Here is a 14,832-nt window from a genome sequence, read left to right as displayed (position 1 = left end):
CTGCTTCGGCTGCCGAAAAGTCGGCAGTCCGGTGGTCCGGGTGATCAGGCGGGCTTCATCCAGACGATGCAACGCTCGGCATCCAGGCCCGGCACCGCGAGCTGTTCCACGTGAAACACCGCCACATCTGCAGGCAGCGCGGCAATTTCGTCCTCCGGGTGTTTGCCCTTCATGGCCAGCCACACCCCGTGGGGCGCGGCCAGTGCGCTGCGCGACCAGGTCACAAAGTCCGGCAACGAGGCAAACGCGCGGCAGCTGATGAGGTCAAAGGGCGTGGTCAGCGTCTCGACCCGCGCATGCACGCCGTGCAGGTTGCGCAGCTTGAGCGCCACCGCTGCCTGCTGGATGAACGCGGCCTTCTTGCCCACGGTGTCCACGCAGCTCACATCCACGTCGGGGCAGCAGATGGCAAACACCACACCGGGCAGGCCGCCGCCCGATCCGACATCCAGCAGCTTCACCGCAGCCACCCCGCCCTGCTGCAGGCCTGCCACATGCCGCCGCAGCGGCGCCACGGCGGCCAGGCTGTCCAGCAGGTGGTGCGTCATCATCTCCTGCGGGTCGCGCACGGCGGTCAGGTTGTAGACCTTGTTCCACTTCTGCAGCAGCGCCAGGAAGTCCATCAACAGCCCGACCTGCGCATCGCTCAAGCCCAGCGCCAGGGCATCGGCCCCGGCTTGGAGTTGCTGGCGCAGGCTGTCGTTGTTGCTGTTCGCCACCATCGTCATGCCGCCACTTCGCCTTCTGCCTTGGTGGGCGTTGCCGGTGCCACGGCGAACTCCTTGAACCCGCCCTTCTTCAAATGCACCATCAGCAGCGAAATCGACGCGGGCGTGATGCCCGTGATGCGCGAGGCATGGCCCAGGGTCTCGGGCCGGTGGCGGTTGAGCACCTGGCGCGCCTCGATGCTCAGGGCCGTGACCTGCATGTAGTCCAGGTCGGGCGGCAGGCGCAGCTTCTCGAAGTGTGCGGCGCGCTCCACTTCATCCTTCTGGCGGTTGATGTAGCCCGCGTACTTGGCGGCAATCTCCACCTGCTCCACCACTGGTTCGCTCAGGTCGCCCAGGGTTTCACGTGAAACATCGGCGGTTGCGTACTTGCCGCCGTCCATCGACATCAGGTTGGCGTAGCTCACATCGGGGCGGCGCAGCAGTTCAAACAGGTTGTACTCGTGCTCAATGCTCTTGCCCAGCACGCGCTCGGATTCGGCGGCGGGCAGGTTGCGCGGGTTCACCCAGGTGGCTTTCAGGCGCTCTGTTTCACGTGAAACCGCATCACGTTTGCGACTGAACGCATCCCAGCGCGCGTCGTCCACCAGGCCCATCTGGCGCCCCACTTCCGTCAGGCGCATGTCCGCGTTGTCTTCGCGCAGCTGCAGGCGGAACTCGGCCCGGCTGGTGAACATGCGGTAAGGCTCGGTCACACCCTTGGTGATGAGGTCATCCACCAGCACGCCCAGGTAAGCCTCGTCCCGGCCGGGCAGCCAGGGCGCATCGCCCCGGCACTGCAATGCGGCGTTGATGCCGGCGAACAGGCCCTGCGCGGCCGCCTCTTCATAACCGGTGGTGCCATTGATCTGCCCGGCAAAGAACAGGCCCTGGATTTGCCGCGTCTCGAAGCTGCTCTTGAGCGAGCGGGGGTCGAAGTAGTCGTATTCGATGGCGTAACCGGGGCGCAGGATGTGCGCGTTCTCCAGCCCCGGCATGCTGCGCACCAGGTCGTACTGGATGTCGAACGGCAGGCTGGTGGAAATGCCGTTGGGGTAGAACTCGTGCGTGGTCAGGCCTTCGGGCTCCAGAAAGATCTGGTGGCTGTCCTTGTCCGCAAAGCGGTTGATCTTGTCCTCCACACTCGGGCAGTAGCGCGGACCCACGCCCTCGATCTTGCCGGTGAACATGGGGCTGCGGTCAAAGCCGCTGCGGATGATCTCGTGCGTGCGCTCGTTGGTATGGGTGATCCAGCAAGGCACCTGCTGGGGGTGCATGGCCGCATGGCCCATGAAGCTGAACACGGGCACCGTGCCCTCGTTCACGCCGCCGGGCATGCCGTCCCCGGGTTGTTCGGTGCACCTTGAGAAGTCGATGCTGCGTCCATCAATGCGCGGTGGCGTGCCGGTCTTCAGGCGCCCTTGGGGCAGCTTCAGCTCCTTGAGGCGCGCCGACAGCGACACCGCCGGTGGGTCCCCTGCCCGGCCCGCCGCGTAGTTGTTCAGGCCCACATGGATCTTGCCGTCCAGAAAGGTGCCCGCCGTCAGCACCACGGTGCGGCTGCGGAAACGGATGCCCACCTGCGTCACGGCACCCACCACGCGGTCGCCCTCCACCATCAGGTCGTCCACCGCCTGCTGGAACAGCCAGAGGTTGGGCTGGTTCTCCAGCATGCGGCGGATAGCGGCCTTGTACAGAATGCGGTCGGCCTGCGCCCGCGTAGCACGCACCGCAGGGCCTTTGGAGCTGTTGAGGATGCGGAACTGGATGCCGCCCTCGTCCGTGGCCAGCGCCATGGCGCCGCCGAGCGCATCCACTTCTTTGACCAGGTGGCCCTTGCCGATGCCACCGATGCTGGGGTTGCAGCTCATCTGCCCCAGGGTCTCGATGTTGTGGGTCAGCAGCAGCGTTTTGCTGCCCATGCGCGCAGCGGCCAGCGCGGCCTCGGTGCCTGCATGGCCACCGCCGACAACGATCACATCAAATTCCTGGGGATACAACATGGGGACACTCCGGGGCCTGGCGGGCCCGATAATCAAAACACCCGGTGCACGCGGGCACCCTGTCAAAGGCGCCGCATACCGGCCCTGCTGGTGGCGGGCGCACTTGGCGCCCCAGCAGGCAACCCGCGATTTTCCCACTTTGCGCAGGCCGTGTCTGTTTCCAGCCCCCTCACCCTCTTCCTGACCGAGTTGCTTGGTGCCCCGCCCCCAGCCATAGAGGCCTGGTGGGCACACGCCGAGCGGCGCGTGCTGGAGCGTGGCCAGCCCCTGCTGCGGGCGGGCGAACACTGGCGGCACCTGTGGTGGGTGGAGCGCGGCGCGCTGCGGCTGTACTACCTGGACCGCGATGGCGCAGAGTCCAACAAGAACTTCTTTTTGGACAGCGCCCTGTGCTGGCCCATCACCCCCTCACTGCGCCAGCAACCGGTGATGTTTCACGTGGAACCATTGGAAGACAGTGTGGTGTGGGCCCTGCCCTTGCCCGCCGACCCACACACGCCACTGCCGTCAGCCAACTGGGCTGCATGGGCCGCCCTGGAGCACCGGGTACTGGGCGCACTGCTCGACCACAAGATGCAGCGCGAACAGGAGTTCCTTCAGCTCAGCGCCCGCCAGCGCTACACCCGCTTGCTGGAGCAACACCCGGCCTGGGCCGAACGCATCGCACTCAGGCATCTCGCGTCCTATCTGGGCGTGACCGATGTGTCGCTATCGCGCCTGCGCAGTGAGATGGGGCTTATCAAAGGATAAGGCGCTGGGGGCGGCTCATCGGCAGACTGCGGGCATCTCACCAAATGCCCGCGCCCATGACAACTGCCCTACGTGCCCAACCCACGCCCGCCCCGCTCGCTCTGATCCCCCACACACTCGCTGTGCTCTGGCTCGGCCTCATGGCCGGGTTCTTCGGCACCTACAGCGCCAACGTCAACCTGGCCCTGCTGCAGATGGACGGCGCCACCTACGCCACCGTGCAGTCCGCCTTCAACCGCAACGTGCGGCACGCCCTGTTCTTTGGTCTGTTCTTTGGCCCGCCCTTGTGGTGTGCGCTCGCCATAGGCACGGCCTGGCGTGAACACCGCGCGCTGTGGTGGCGCCTGCTGGCCCTGGTCGGCGTGGCCTATCTGCTGGGCATTGTGTTCTTTACCCAGCAGGTCAACCTGCCCCTGAACTACACCACCGAAGCCTGGAACCCCCAGGCCCTGCCCGCCGACTGGAGCCGCGTGCGCGACCAGTGGAATGCCGCCAACCTGTGGCGGGCGTGGCTCAGCCTGGGGTGTTTTGCCGCGGCGCTGGGCACGCTGGTGGGGCGCCTGGCCGGTCGCCGCATGCCGGGCTGACGTGGTCAACGCTGGCCGCCGTCATCCCCCGCACAGCACCGAGCCAAAAAACCGCAACGCGCTCCCCGCATGCAGGATTCCTGCCGCCCGCCTGTGATTCAATCGCAGGCACCATGCCCAACACCACCACCCCCTCCTCCCTCCTCGTCTTTGCCGGCAGCACGCGCCAGCAATCCTTCAACCGCAAGCTAGCCCATGCCACCGCCGCCATCGCGCGCGATGCGGGTGCCAGCGTCACGCTGCTGGAGCTGTCCGACTTCGACATCCCGCTGTACAACGCCGACCTCGAAGCCCAGGGCACACCCGCCGACGTGATCCGCCTCAAGGAAATCCTGTGGCAGCACCCGGCCTGGGTGATCTGCTCTCCCGAATACAACGGCAGCTACACCGCCCTGCTCAAAAACACCATCGACTGGGCCTCCAGCCCGGTCAAGGGCAACCCCGACTGGCAAGACGGCGGCAAGAGCTTTCGCGGCAAGGTCGTGGGCATGCTCAGCGCCTCGCCCGGCGCCCTGGGCGGCCTGCGCTCGCAAAGCCACCTGGCGCCCCTGCTGATCAATGCCGAATGCTGGCTCGCACCCAAGGCATTTGCGCTGGGCTCGGCGGGCAGCGCCTTTGACGACAGCGGCGCCCTCATCCAGCAAACCCACCGCGACCGCGTGCGCGCCGTGGTGGACCAGGTGCTGTGGGCATCGGCCCGGCTGAATGCTGAGGCGGCCACAGGCCAGTGAGCATAAAAACAAGAGTCAAAATAAGCCCTTGCGCGCACCCCGTATGCCTCGATAGCTATACAAACAAGAGCAAACACCCATGGACTGCCGCCCCGGCTGCGGCGCCTGCTGCACCGCCCCTTCCATCAGCTCGCCCATCCCGGGCATGCCCCAGGGTAAACCGGCGGGGGTGCGCTGCATCCAGCTGGGGGAGGATGCGCGCTGCCTCATTTTTGGGCAACCCGAGCGGCCGGCAGTGTGCGGCGGGTTGATGCCTTCCACTGAAATGTGCGGCGCCAGCAACGAGCAAGCGCTGGTGTATCTGACGCGGCTGGAGCGACTGACTCAACCGGGAAGTGTGGGCGAACCGGTGGCATAGCCGGTCTTCCTCCTCTTACCGCCTGACCAGGTGACCGCTACTTCATCGAGTGCAGACCTACCTTGTTGCCCTCGGTGTCCACAAAGTGGGCAAAGAACCCGAAGTCACTACCAATCTCCGTCTTGGGCACCACCACCTGGCCACCGGCCTGCGCCACACGCGCCAGCAGGGGGGCCAGGTCATCGCCGCCGTTCAGGTACACCATGGTCCCGTTCTGCGACGGCACGCCGCCCTCGCCCTGCACAATGGCACCGCCCACGGCCTCGGGGTCGGTGGACAACATGCCCATCATGGTCGGGCCCATGGCCATGGGCGCAATGCTGATGCCCAGCACCGTCTCATAGAAGGCCTTGGCGCGGGCAAAGTCGGTCACGGGAATCTCGAACCAGTTCAGGACGTGGGGCATGGGTGGCTCCTGGGATGGGTGGAAGAAAAGAAAACCTGCCGATGTTGACCCAGCTTCGAGCAGCAAACAAGACCGTCACCAAACCTGTGCCTGCGCCGATTCACGGCCTCGGCAACGCCCGATCCTCCCGGCACGCCTTCAGCGGCTTGGCCGTGGCCGACGCAATGCGCAGTACCCGCTGCTCGCTGCGGTCCACCACCACCTTCATGCAGGCGCAGCCGTGGCCATAGTGGCCGTTGGTCTTTTTCCATTGCGCGTCGGTGAACACGGGCCAGTCGCCTTCGGCGCTGGCGCCGCCTTGGATGGAGATCACCCACTCGCCGTCGCGGTCGGTCAGGGTGGCATTGCCGGGGGTGGGGTTGTGGAACCAGCCGCAGCGGTTTTCGAGCGGGGCAGCGCGGTTGGTCGATGGCACAGCAGTGTTTTGGGCCATGGCGGCCACGGCGCAAGCCAGCAGCGTGGCGCCCAGCGCCAGAGGGCGGGCGTGGCGCCGCAGCGGGGTGGGGATGGGTGGCATGGGTGGTCCTCTCTGGATTGGAAGAAAAATGGGCTCTTCGGCGCATCCATCATGCCCTGATAGCTATCAAAACAGAAGCGCTTGATACTCTGGTGTCACACAGCGGCGGCCCCGCGCGTCTATGCCCAGGCCCCGCCCGATTTGGTGCTTTGGGCGCACACTCTACCTCCCCCCGCTCCACTGCCATGACGCTTTCTGCCCCCGCCGACCCCTTCACCAGCCTGCGGCCGCGCCTGTTCGGCATTGCCTACCGCATGCTGGGCGTGCGCGCCGATGCCGAGGATGTGCTGCAGGACGCCTGGCTGCGCTGGAGCCGCCAGGACCCCACCGCGCTGCAGTCTGCCGAGGCCTGGCTGGTGACGGTGGTCACGCGGCTGTCCATCGACCGGCTGCGCGCGCTCAAGGCCGAGCGTGAGGCCTATGTGGGCTGGTGGCTGCCCGAGCCGCTGGTGCAACTGCACGACCCCGGCACCGGTGACGCGCAGCACCACCACACGCCCGAGGCCGCTGCCGAGCTGGCAGGCGAGCTGTCGGTGGCCTTCTTGTACGTGCTGGAGCGCCTGGGGCCCGAGGAACGCGCGGCGTTTTTGCTGCGCCAGGTGTTCGACTACGACTACCCCGAGATCGCCGCCCAGCTGGGCAAGACCGAGGCCGCCTGCCGCCAGATGGTGCACCGCGCGAGCGAGCGCGTCCAGCAGGCGCGCACGCGTTTCGAGGTGCCACGCAACGTGCACCACCAGCTGCTGCAGCGCTTCATGCAAGCCGCCCACAGCGGCGACCGCAACGCCATCGAGGCCCTGCTGAGTGAGGACGCGCAGCTCATCGGCGACGGCGGAGGCAAGGTGCCTTCGTTCCCCAAGCCGCTGGTGGGGCCGTTCCGCATTGCCAACCTGTACTGGGCGCTGTTCCGCCGCCTGGGCACGCAGGTGGCCTACCGCATGGCGCTCATCAACGGCGAGCCCGGGCTGCTGCGCTATGTGAACGGCCGCATCGAGTCGGCCCAGGCGTTGGTGACGGACGGCGAGCGGATCGTGGCGATCTATGCGGTGCGCAACCCGGACAAGCTGGTGGGGGTGCCGGCGGTGCTGGACCAACGCTGAGGCCAAAGAAGCGACGGTTTTGCGGGCCAATCTGTCACAACCACGCACCGCGCACCGTCTTGAAGGGTATGGAAGGCAGCAGCAACCCGTTCAGTGCGGCTTCTTCCAGAGCAGTTTGTTTTCTTTCCACCCCTTCAGGAGTTTTCCATGTCCCAGCACACCGCCCGCCTCCCCTACCACCAGCTGTCGTCCAAGGCCTTCATGGGCCTTGTGAGCCTGTCCGAAACCATCAAGAAGGGCCCGCTGGGCCTGCGCCTGACCGAGCTGGTGTTTTTGCGCGTCTCGCAGATCAACGGCTGCGCCTACTGCATGGACATGCACTGGCATGTGCTGGTGAAGGACGGCATGGAGCCGCGCCACCTGAACGCGGTGGCGGGCTGGCGCGAGGCGCCGTTTTTCAGCGAGCGCGAGCGCGCCGCGCTGCGCTGGGCCGAGATCATCACCGCCACGCCCCACAGCGATGCAAGCGATGAAGAGTTCGCCCAACTGCGGGCCGTGTTCAGCGATGCGGAGATCTCCGACCTGGGTTTCGCCATTGCGGTCATCAACGGCTGGAACTTGATCAACGCGGGCATGCGCGCGCCGATTCCGGAGACACCGGCGGTGTAACTTCAAGCAAAAAAGGCCGTTACCGCTCGACCGCATTGCCTCGATAGCTATTTTTTTTATAGCACATCTTATCCAAGGCCACACCCCGCCTGTGTAGCCTGGCTGACAGTCACACGCGCGCGGGCGGCCTACAGTGGTGCCTCCCGAAACCCACTACAGCGGAGACACCACCCCATGCTCACCATCCCCTCGCTGCAAGACAGCGTCAGCCCCGAAGAATGGCAGCTGCGCTGCGACCTGGCCGCCTGCTACCGGCTCGTGGCGCTGTACGGCTGGAGCGACCTGGTCTTCACCCACATCAGCGCCAAGCTGCCCGAGTCGGTATCGGGCCCGGGCGAGCACCATTTCCTCATCAACCCCTATGGCCTGATGTTCGACGAGATCACGGCGTCAAGCCTCATCAAGGTGGACATGGCGTGCAACAAGCTGCACGACTCGCCCTTCCCCGTGAACCCGGCGGGCTTTGTGATCCACAGCGCCGTGCACGAGGCGCGGCCCGAGGCGGGCTGCGTGCTGCACACCCACACGCGCGCGGGCGTGGCCGTGAGCGCGCAGCAATGCGGCGTGTTGCCCATCAGCCAGCAAAGCACCTTCGTGCTGGGCTCGCTGGCCTACCACGAGTACGAGGGCGTGGCCTTCCGCGACGAGGAAAAGCCGCGCCTGCAGGCCGACCTGGGCGACGCCAACTTCCTCATGCTGCGCAACCACGGGCTGCTGACGGTGGGCAAGACGATTGCCGACGCCTTCCTGTCGATGTACACCTTCGAGAACACCTGCCGCATCCAGATCGACGCCCAGGCCGGCGGCGCACTGACGAACGTGAATCCCCAGATCGTGAGCGGCGTGGCCCAGGCCATGCGCGTGCAGACCGGCGGCCTGGGCGGCGCGTTTGCCTGGCCTGCGCTGCTGCGCAAGGTGCAGCGCGAAATGCCAGGCTACGACACCTAACCCCCCTGTGTCGCCTTCGGCGCCCTCCCCCCAGGGGGACGCCGCCCGTGCGGCGGGGCGGCCCTTGCATGGCGGCACTGACTTGGGCCGTGCCAGTTTCCGCCTCCGGCGGCCTGTGCAGCGTAGGCGGCCAGCAAGAAAGCTGCGCAGCGCATAGGATCAGCGATTCCCGACTGTTTTCAAGGACCGATCCATGAAGCTGTACTACTCCCCCGGCGCCTGCTCCCTCTCCCCCCACATCGCCCTGCAAGAGGCCGGCCTGGCCTACACCCCCGTGCTGGCCAGCACCAAGAGCCACAAGCTGCAGGACGGCACCGACTACTACACCATCAACCCGCTGGGCTATGTGCCCCTGCTGGAGCTGGACAGCGGCGAGCGCCTGCGCGAAGGTCCGGCCATCGTGCAGTACATCGCCGACCAGGTGCCCGACAAGCAGCTGGCCCCCGCCAACGGCACCCTGGCGCGCTACCGCCTGCAAGAGTGGCTGACCTTCATCGGCACCGAGCTGCACAAGGGCTTCAGCCCCCTGTTCAACCCCGCCACGCCCGACGACTACAAGCCCCTGGTGCGCGAGCGGCTGCTGCAGCGCCTGCAGTGGGTGGATGGCCAGCTCGCTGGCAAGCAGTACCTGATGGGCGACCAGTTCACGGTGGCCGACGGCTACCTGTTCACCGTGACCAACTGGGCCAAGCCGACCAACCTGGACATCTCCGGCCTGGCGAACCTGGCGGCCTACCGCGAACGCGTGGGTGCCCGCCCCGCAGTACAGGCGGCCATGAAGGCCGAAGGGCTGCTGAAATAGGGACACCCTCCTGAGGCGCTGCGCGTCTTCCCCCCGCCCTCACTGTGGGGCGGCCCTTGCTCGCCGCTCCTGGCCTGGGCCGCGCCAGTATCGATTGGGAGCGCGTAGCTCCACGCGGCCAAAACTTCAGATGCGCTACAACGGCTTCTGCCGCCACGCTACCAACGCCCCCACCCACAGCGCGCAGGCCGAGAACACCAGCCCGCGCGCCAGGCCTCCGGGCCCATCGGCGATCCAGCCCACCACCGTGGGCCCCACGATCTGCCCGGCCGCAAACACGATGGTGAACGCGCTGATGCCGCTGGCCCACAACGCCTGCGGCAGGTTGTGGCGCACCAGCGCGGTGGTGGATGCCACCACCGACAAAAATACCCCGCCAAACAGCAGCCCCGAGGCCAGCACCACCAGCCAGGCGCCCGTGACGGCAGGCAGCACCGTGGCCAGGCCCAGCAGCGCATTGAGCCGCGCCAGCGCCTCGCCGCCCCGGCTGCGGTCCAGCAGCCCGGCCCAGATGCGCGACGACAGCACCACGGCCAGACCCAGCAGCGCATAAAAGGCCGTGATCGCCCCCCCGCTGGCGCCCTGCTCGCGCAGCAGCGCCACCACAAAGGTCATGTAACCGATGTAGCCCACGCCAAACAGCCCGTAGCCCAGCAGCGCAGGGGCCAGGGCCCGCCAGCGCAGCCTGGCGGGCGGCGGCGTGATGTTGAATGCCGTGGGGCTGACCGGTGGCGGCGCCAGCACCTGCAGCGCCTGCGCGGGCCACCACAACACCGCCGTGGCCGCTGCACAGGCCAGCGCCAGCGCCCACCAGGCCCATGCCCAGGGGTGCGGCACGGGCCCCGCTGCCGCCAGCACGCCCGGCACCAGCAGCGCCGACAGGCTGATGCCCCAGCCCGTGCCCCCGTAGTACAGCCCCAGCAGCAGGCCGCTGCGCCCCGGCTCGTGCGCGCCCAGCCGCGCGGCCAGCAGCCCCCCGGCGATGAAAACGAGCGCACTGGCCACCCCCGCCAGCAGGCGCTGCAGCAGCAGCCAGGGCGCGGCGGTAAAAAACCCGCTGAGCCCCATGAACACCGAGGCCAGCACCGCCCCCACCAGCAGCACCCGGCCCGGCGCCACCCGCCGCAGCAGCAGCGGCGTGGCCAGCGCGCCCAGCAGGTAGCCCAGCGCATTGGCCGTGTTCATGCCCCCGGCCAGGGTGTACGACCAGCCCAGGTCCTCGCGCATGGGCGGCAGCAGCAAGGCATAGGAAAAGCGCGTAATGCCCAGCGAAATCGCCGCCCCCATGGACAGCGCCACGGCCAGCCACAGGGCGGGAAGGGGCGCGGTGGAGACAGGCGAAACGTCAACGGAGGCGGGGCGTGTGGGCATGGCGTTTTGATTCTGCCGCAGCCCGGCAGAGCGTGCCGGGGCCTGCGCCCGGCACGCCAACCTGGCCGTGCGGCTATCACAAAAACAGAAGCCTTGTTGACGCATGTGCGCTGCAGATTTTGCGCTGCAGCATTACGCTTGCGCCCGTTCCATCGTTGGTCTGCAACCCTTTTTCCGAAAGCCTCGACCCATGCCTTTTCTGTCTGACCCCGTCCAAGCCGGTGACCTGCAATTGGCCAACCGCATCGCCATGGCGCCGCTCACGCGCAACCGTTCGCCCAACGCCATCCCCACCGACCTGGTCGCCACCTACTACACCCAGCGCGCCAGTGCGGGCCTGATCATTTCAGAGGCCACGGCCATCAGCCACCAGGGCCAGGGCTATGCCGACGTGCCCGGCCTGTATGCGCCCGAGCAGATCGCGGGCTGGAAGAAGGTGACATCCTCCGTGCACGCCGCAGGCGGCAAGATCGTGGTGCAGCTGTGGCATGTGGGCCGCGTCTCGCACACCGACCTGCAGCCCGGCAACGCTGCACCCGTGGCGCCCTCGGCCATCCAGGCCAACACCAAGACCGTGCTCATCAAGGACGGCGTGCCCACCTTCACGCCCACCTCCATGCCCCGCGCGCTGGAGCTGACCGAGATCCCCGGCATCGTGGCCGACTACCGCCGCGCAGCCCGCGCCGCCATCGAGGCGGGTTTTGACGGCGTCGAGATCCACGCCGCCAACGGCTACCTCATCGACCAGTTCCTCAAGACCGGCGCCAACCAGCGCACCGACGCCTATGGCGGCAGCATCGAGAACCGCGCCCGCCTGCTGCTGGAAGTGACCCGCGCCATCACCGAAGAAATCGGCGGCGGCCGCACCGGCATCCGCCTCTCGCCCGTCACGCCCGCCAACGACATCGTCGATGCCGACCCGCAACCGCTGTTCGACTACGTGGTGCGCCAGCTCGGTCCCCTGGGCCTGTCTTATCTCCACCTCATCGAAGGCGCCACCGGCGGCCCGCGCGAAGTGGAAGGCCGCCCGTTTGACTACGCTGCCCTCAAGGCCGCCTACCGCGCAGCGGGCGGCCAGGGTGCGTGGATGGTCAACAACGCCTACACCCGCGAGCTGGCCGACACCGCCCTGGCCCACGGCGCCGACATCGTGGCCTTTGGCCGCCCCTTCATCGCCAACCCCGACCTGGTGGCGCGCCTGCACGCCAACGCACCGCTCAACGAGGTGAACCGGGCCACGCTGTACGGTGGTGGGGCCGAGGGGTATACGGACTATCCGGCGCTGAGCGCCTGAGATCGCGTCGCGGGGCGCAGCCATGTGCCCTCGCGCTCCGCCCTTCCCGACCGTTCGGGCTGAGCCAGTCGAAGCCTCGCGCAGCGCTTCGACAAGCTCAGCGTGAACGGTTTTGCATTGGCGGCGTGCGCAGTCAACTCACCCCAACCCTATCGGACTGGGAGCCCGCATCACGATGCGGGTAAACAGCCTGTCATACGCCGCATCGCGCGGCTTGCCGGGGGCCAGCGGGTTGGTGTTGCTGGCAAAGGCCGCGTCGATGGCCACCCAGTCGCCCGGCTGCAGGCATTCCTGGGCCGCAGGCAACACCACGGATTCTTCCAGCCGCATGTGGTCCAGGTAGAAGCGGACGTACTTCTGCAGCGCCTGGGCAAACACCTCACGCCGCGCATCGCCCATCAGTTCCCAGCCCAGCAGCAGATGCTGCAGTTCACGCACGGCCGCCTCGCCGCCCGCGTGTTCGCGCTCCAGCTGCGCAATGGCTTCGGCGGCCTGGGGCGAGCGCTCGGCCACCCGGGGGAACAGCCACTGCGATTCCTTGGGGTGGTGCTGTCGCTCGGGAAACTCGTCGATGTAGAACAGCATCGCCCGCATCACATCAAAAAACGCGGCGGGCTCGTCGCCCGGGCCCTGGTCCAGCATCAGGCGCAGGGAGTGGAGCATGGCCGACAGCGACGCATGCTCTTCGCGAATGGTTCGCAGGCTGATCGATGGCATGGCGCGCGCTCCAGGATAAACAACGGGAAGCCAAGGGTGCCACGGCAGGGTGGCCGCACCCATGACGCAGGTCAACAAACCCGGTGCATGGCGGCGCGGCGCAACCCGCCCAAAACAAAGGCCCCGCAAGCCAAGCCTGCGGGGCCTTGGGCGCACAGGGCGCCAGGGGGATGGGTGGGCAGACTCAGCGCGTCAGCCGGGCCTGGGCAGGGCCCGCCGCCAGTGCCTGGGGCTCTTCCTGGTACGGCGCGGCCACGCTGCGGGAGGCGTGGTGCTGGCCATGCCCCATGGCCTCGGCCAGGCGGAACTGCTGCACCACCTGCGACAGGCGCGCGGCCTGCTCACGCAGCGACTCGGCGGCGGCGGCAGACTCTTCCACCAGCGCGGCGTTCTGCTGCGTCATGCGGTCGATCTCGCCCACCGAGCTGTTCACCTGGCCGATGCCGGCCGACTGCTCGGACGCAGCCGCCGTGATCTCCCCAATGATGTCGCCCACGCGCTGCACGCTGCTCACGATGTCCTTCATGGCCGTGCCCGCTTCTTCCACATGGCGCACGCCGCCATCCACCGCCGTCACGCTGCTCTGGATCAGGCCCTTGATGTCGCTGGCCGCTGCGGCACTGCGCTGCGCCAGGCTGCGCACCTCGCTGGCCACCACGGCAAAGCCCCGGCCCTGCTCGCCTGCGCGGGCGGCCTCCACGGCCGCGTTCAGCGCCAGGATGTTGGTCTGGAAAGCAATGGAGTCGATCAGGCCGATGATGTCGCCGATCTTGCGGCTCGATGCCGAGATTTCATGCATGCTGGCCACGGCCTGCTGCACCACACCGCCGCCGTGTGTGGCGATCTGCGAGGCCGATGCTGCCAGCTGGTTGGCCATCTGCGACGACGATGCGGTTTGTTGCACGGTGGAGGTCAGCTGCGACAGCGAGGCCACGGCCTCCTGCGCGTTGCTGGCTGTCTGTTCGGTGCGCAGCGACAGGTCCTGGTTGCCCGTGGCGATCTCCTGGCTGGCCGTGGCGATGTTGCCGCTGGCATCGCGCACCTGCGCCACCAGCGCGCCCAGGCCCTGCTGCATCTCGCGCAGTGCGCGCTGCAGGTCGGCCACTTCGTCCTTACCCTCGGCCGCAATGTGCTGCGAGAGGTCGCCCCCTGCAATCGCCTGCGCCATCTTGCGCGCTTCTTCCAGGGGCTTGCAGATGGAGTTCATGTTCATCAGCGTGGTAGGCACCACCACCACCACCGTGATCAGCACGGCCAGCACAAACAGCCACTTGGTCTGGTTGGACACCTCACCCTGCTGTGCCACGGATTGCGTGACCTCGTTGCGCAACACCGTGTCCAGCTCCAGCATCAGCTTGTCCGCCTGATCGAACTCGGCCACGGCCTTGCCGCTCATGCGGTTGGCAATGGTGGCCGTGTCGTAGCCGCTGGCTTCGAGCTGGCGCGCCACATGGGCAAACAAGTCCTTGTAGCTGTCGAGTTTGGTGATGATGTTGCGCACCACCACGTTGTCGGCATCCTCGCCCCCTTCCAGGAACTTGCCCGCAATCTTCTTGGCCTTGTCGTGGCTGGCCAGCCACTTGGTGTGGGCGGCCTTCACGGCTTCGGGCTTCTCGTAGCCAATGATCATGTCCTTCTCATACTGGCGGATGGCGCCCATCTCGCCGCGCAGCTCGGCCATGTTGCTCACCTTGGCGAACGAGTTGTCCATGAAGTTCTGGCTCATGTCATGGATGCGGAACATGCCCAGCATGCCCGCGCCCCCCAGCAGCCCCAGCAGCCCCAGAACCACGCCAATGGCGCCCAGCATGCGCAAACGTATGGTGAACTGCCGCATGAGCGAGAAGAGATTCATGATCTGTCGTCCTTGATATAGCTATGCCAATGCGGTCGCCGCACCTCCCCCGAGGCCACGGATATGCAACAAAACGT

General features: G+C 67.1%; 16 protein-coding genes. 9 read left to right on the top strand and 7 right to left on the bottom strand.

Annotated features, from left to right (window positions below):
* Positions 1–44: 44 nt before the first annotated feature.
* Positions 45–722, bottom strand: coding sequence for a 16S rRNA (guanine(527)-N(7))-methyltransferase RsmG (gene rsmG, locus AC07Z7_RS00745; protein ID WP_494765067.1), 678 nt, complete (start codon positions 720–722; stop codon positions 45–47).
* A gap of 2 nt (positions 723–724) precedes the next feature.
* Positions 725–2,710 (bottom strand): tRNA uridine-5-carboxymethylaminomethyl(34) synthesis enzyme MnmG, encoded by a 1,986-nt coding sequence (mnmG, locus tag AC07Z7_RS00740; protein WP_494764984.1) that lies wholly within the window; start codon positions 2,708–2,710, stop codon positions 725–727.
* Positions 2,711–2,860: 150 nt separating this feature from the next.
* Here mnmG and AC07Z7_RS00735 point away from each other — a divergent pair, with 150 nt between their 5' ends.
* The 4 genes from AC07Z7_RS00735 (at position 2,861) to AC07Z7_RS00720 (ending at position 5,136) form a co-directional block, all read left to right on the top strand.
* The gene (locus tag AC07Z7_RS00735; protein ID WP_494764983.1) at positions 2,861–3,460 is read left to right on the top strand and encodes a Crp/Fnr family transcriptional regulator; all 600 of its coding nucleotides are present in this window, start codon (positions 2,861–2,863) and stop codon (positions 3,458–3,460) included.
* A gap of 56 nt (positions 3,461–3,516) precedes the next feature.
* Entirely contained in the window at positions 3,517–4,047 is a 531-nt protein-coding gene (locus tag AC07Z7_RS00730) for an anthrone oxygenase family protein (protein WP_494764982.1), read from the top strand.
* A 113-nt stretch (positions 4,048–4,160) separates the two neighbouring features.
* The gene (locus AC07Z7_RS00725) at positions 4,161–4,778 is read left to right on the top strand and encodes an NADPH-dependent FMN reductase (RefSeq protein ID WP_252660062.1); all 618 of its coding nucleotides are present in this window, start codon (positions 4,161–4,163) and stop codon (positions 4,776–4,778) included.
* A gap of 79 nt (positions 4,779–4,857) precedes the next feature.
* Positions 4,858–5,136, top strand: coding sequence for a YkgJ family cysteine cluster protein (locus AC07Z7_RS00720; protein ID WP_494764981.1), 279 nt, complete (start codon positions 4,858–4,860; stop codon positions 5,134–5,136).
* 37 nt (positions 5,137–5,173) lie between these two features.
* Here the strand turns inward: AC07Z7_RS00720 and AC07Z7_RS00715 are convergent, their stop codons facing one another.
* Both AC07Z7_RS00715 and AC07Z7_RS00710 read right to left on the bottom strand, forming a co-directional pair.
* On the bottom strand, positions 5,174–5,542 hold the full coding sequence (locus tag AC07Z7_RS00715) for a VOC family protein (RefSeq protein WP_494764980.1): 369 nt from the start codon (positions 5,540–5,542) through the stop codon (positions 5,174–5,176).
* 100 nt (positions 5,543–5,642) lie between these two features.
* Positions 5,643–6,059, bottom strand: coding sequence for a DUF4087 domain-containing protein (locus tag AC07Z7_RS00710; RefSeq protein WP_494764979.1), 417 nt, complete (start codon positions 6,057–6,059; stop codon positions 5,643–5,645).
* A gap of 185 nt (positions 6,060–6,244) precedes the next feature.
* Here AC07Z7_RS00710 and AC07Z7_RS00705 point away from each other — a divergent pair, with 185 nt between their 5' ends.
* The 4 genes from AC07Z7_RS00705 to gstA all read left to right on the top strand — a co-directional run bounded on the left by AC07Z7_RS00705 (position 6,245) and on the right by gstA (position 9,518).
* The gene (locus tag AC07Z7_RS00705) at positions 6,245–7,159 is read left to right on the top strand and encodes an RNA polymerase sigma-70 factor (RefSeq protein WP_494764978.1); all 915 of its coding nucleotides are present in this window, start codon (positions 6,245–6,247) and stop codon (positions 7,157–7,159) included.
* A 147-nt stretch (positions 7,160–7,306) separates the two neighbouring features.
* Positions 7,307–7,768, top strand: coding sequence for a carboxymuconolactone decarboxylase family protein (locus AC07Z7_RS00700; RefSeq protein ID WP_494764977.1), 462 nt, complete (start codon positions 7,307–7,309; stop codon positions 7,766–7,768).
* A gap of 174 nt (positions 7,769–7,942) precedes the next feature.
* A complete protein-coding gene (locus AC07Z7_RS00695; RefSeq protein WP_494764976.1) occupies positions 7,943–8,716 on the top strand; it encodes a class II aldolase/adducin family protein in 774 nt (257 codons plus the stop codon).
* A 193-nt stretch (positions 8,717–8,909) separates the two neighbouring features.
* Positions 8,910–9,518: a glutathione transferase GstA gene (gene gstA / locus AC07Z7_RS00690; protein ID WP_252660051.1), complete on the top strand. Its 609-nt coding sequence runs from the start codon at positions 8,910–8,912 to the stop codon at positions 9,516–9,518.
* Between the two features lie 135 nt (positions 9,519–9,653).
* Here gstA and AC07Z7_RS00685 read toward each other — a convergent pair whose 3' ends face one another.
* Positions 9,654–10,889, bottom strand: coding sequence for a YbfB/YjiJ family MFS transporter (locus tag AC07Z7_RS00685; RefSeq protein ID WP_494764975.1), 1,236 nt, complete (start codon positions 10,887–10,889; stop codon positions 9,654–9,656).
* A gap of 190 nt (positions 10,890–11,079) precedes the next feature.
* Here AC07Z7_RS00685 and AC07Z7_RS00680 point away from each other — a divergent pair, with 190 nt between their 5' ends.
* Positions 11,080–12,183, top strand: coding sequence for an alkene reductase (locus AC07Z7_RS00680; protein ID WP_494764974.1), 1,104 nt, complete (start codon positions 11,080–11,082; stop codon positions 12,181–12,183).
* Between the two features lie 138 nt (positions 12,184–12,321).
* On the opposite strand, the gene AC07Z7_RS00675 is transcribed toward AC07Z7_RS00680, so the two are convergent.
* A complete protein-coding gene (locus AC07Z7_RS00675) occupies positions 12,322–12,900 on the bottom strand; it encodes a hemerythrin domain-containing protein (RefSeq protein WP_094289938.1) in 579 nt (192 codons plus the stop codon).
* 184 nt (positions 12,901–13,084) lie between these two features.
* Entirely contained in the window at positions 13,085–14,755 is a 1,671-nt protein-coding gene (locus tag AC07Z7_RS00670) for a methyl-accepting chemotaxis protein (RefSeq protein ID WP_494764973.1), read from the bottom strand.
* Positions 14,756–14,832 lie beyond the last annotated feature (77 nt).

The organism is Acidovorax sp. GW101-11A03, from assembly GCF_059424825.1.
The sequence above is the reverse complement of the archived record's forward strand: the minus strand, read 5'-3'. Positions and strand labels throughout refer to the sequence as shown.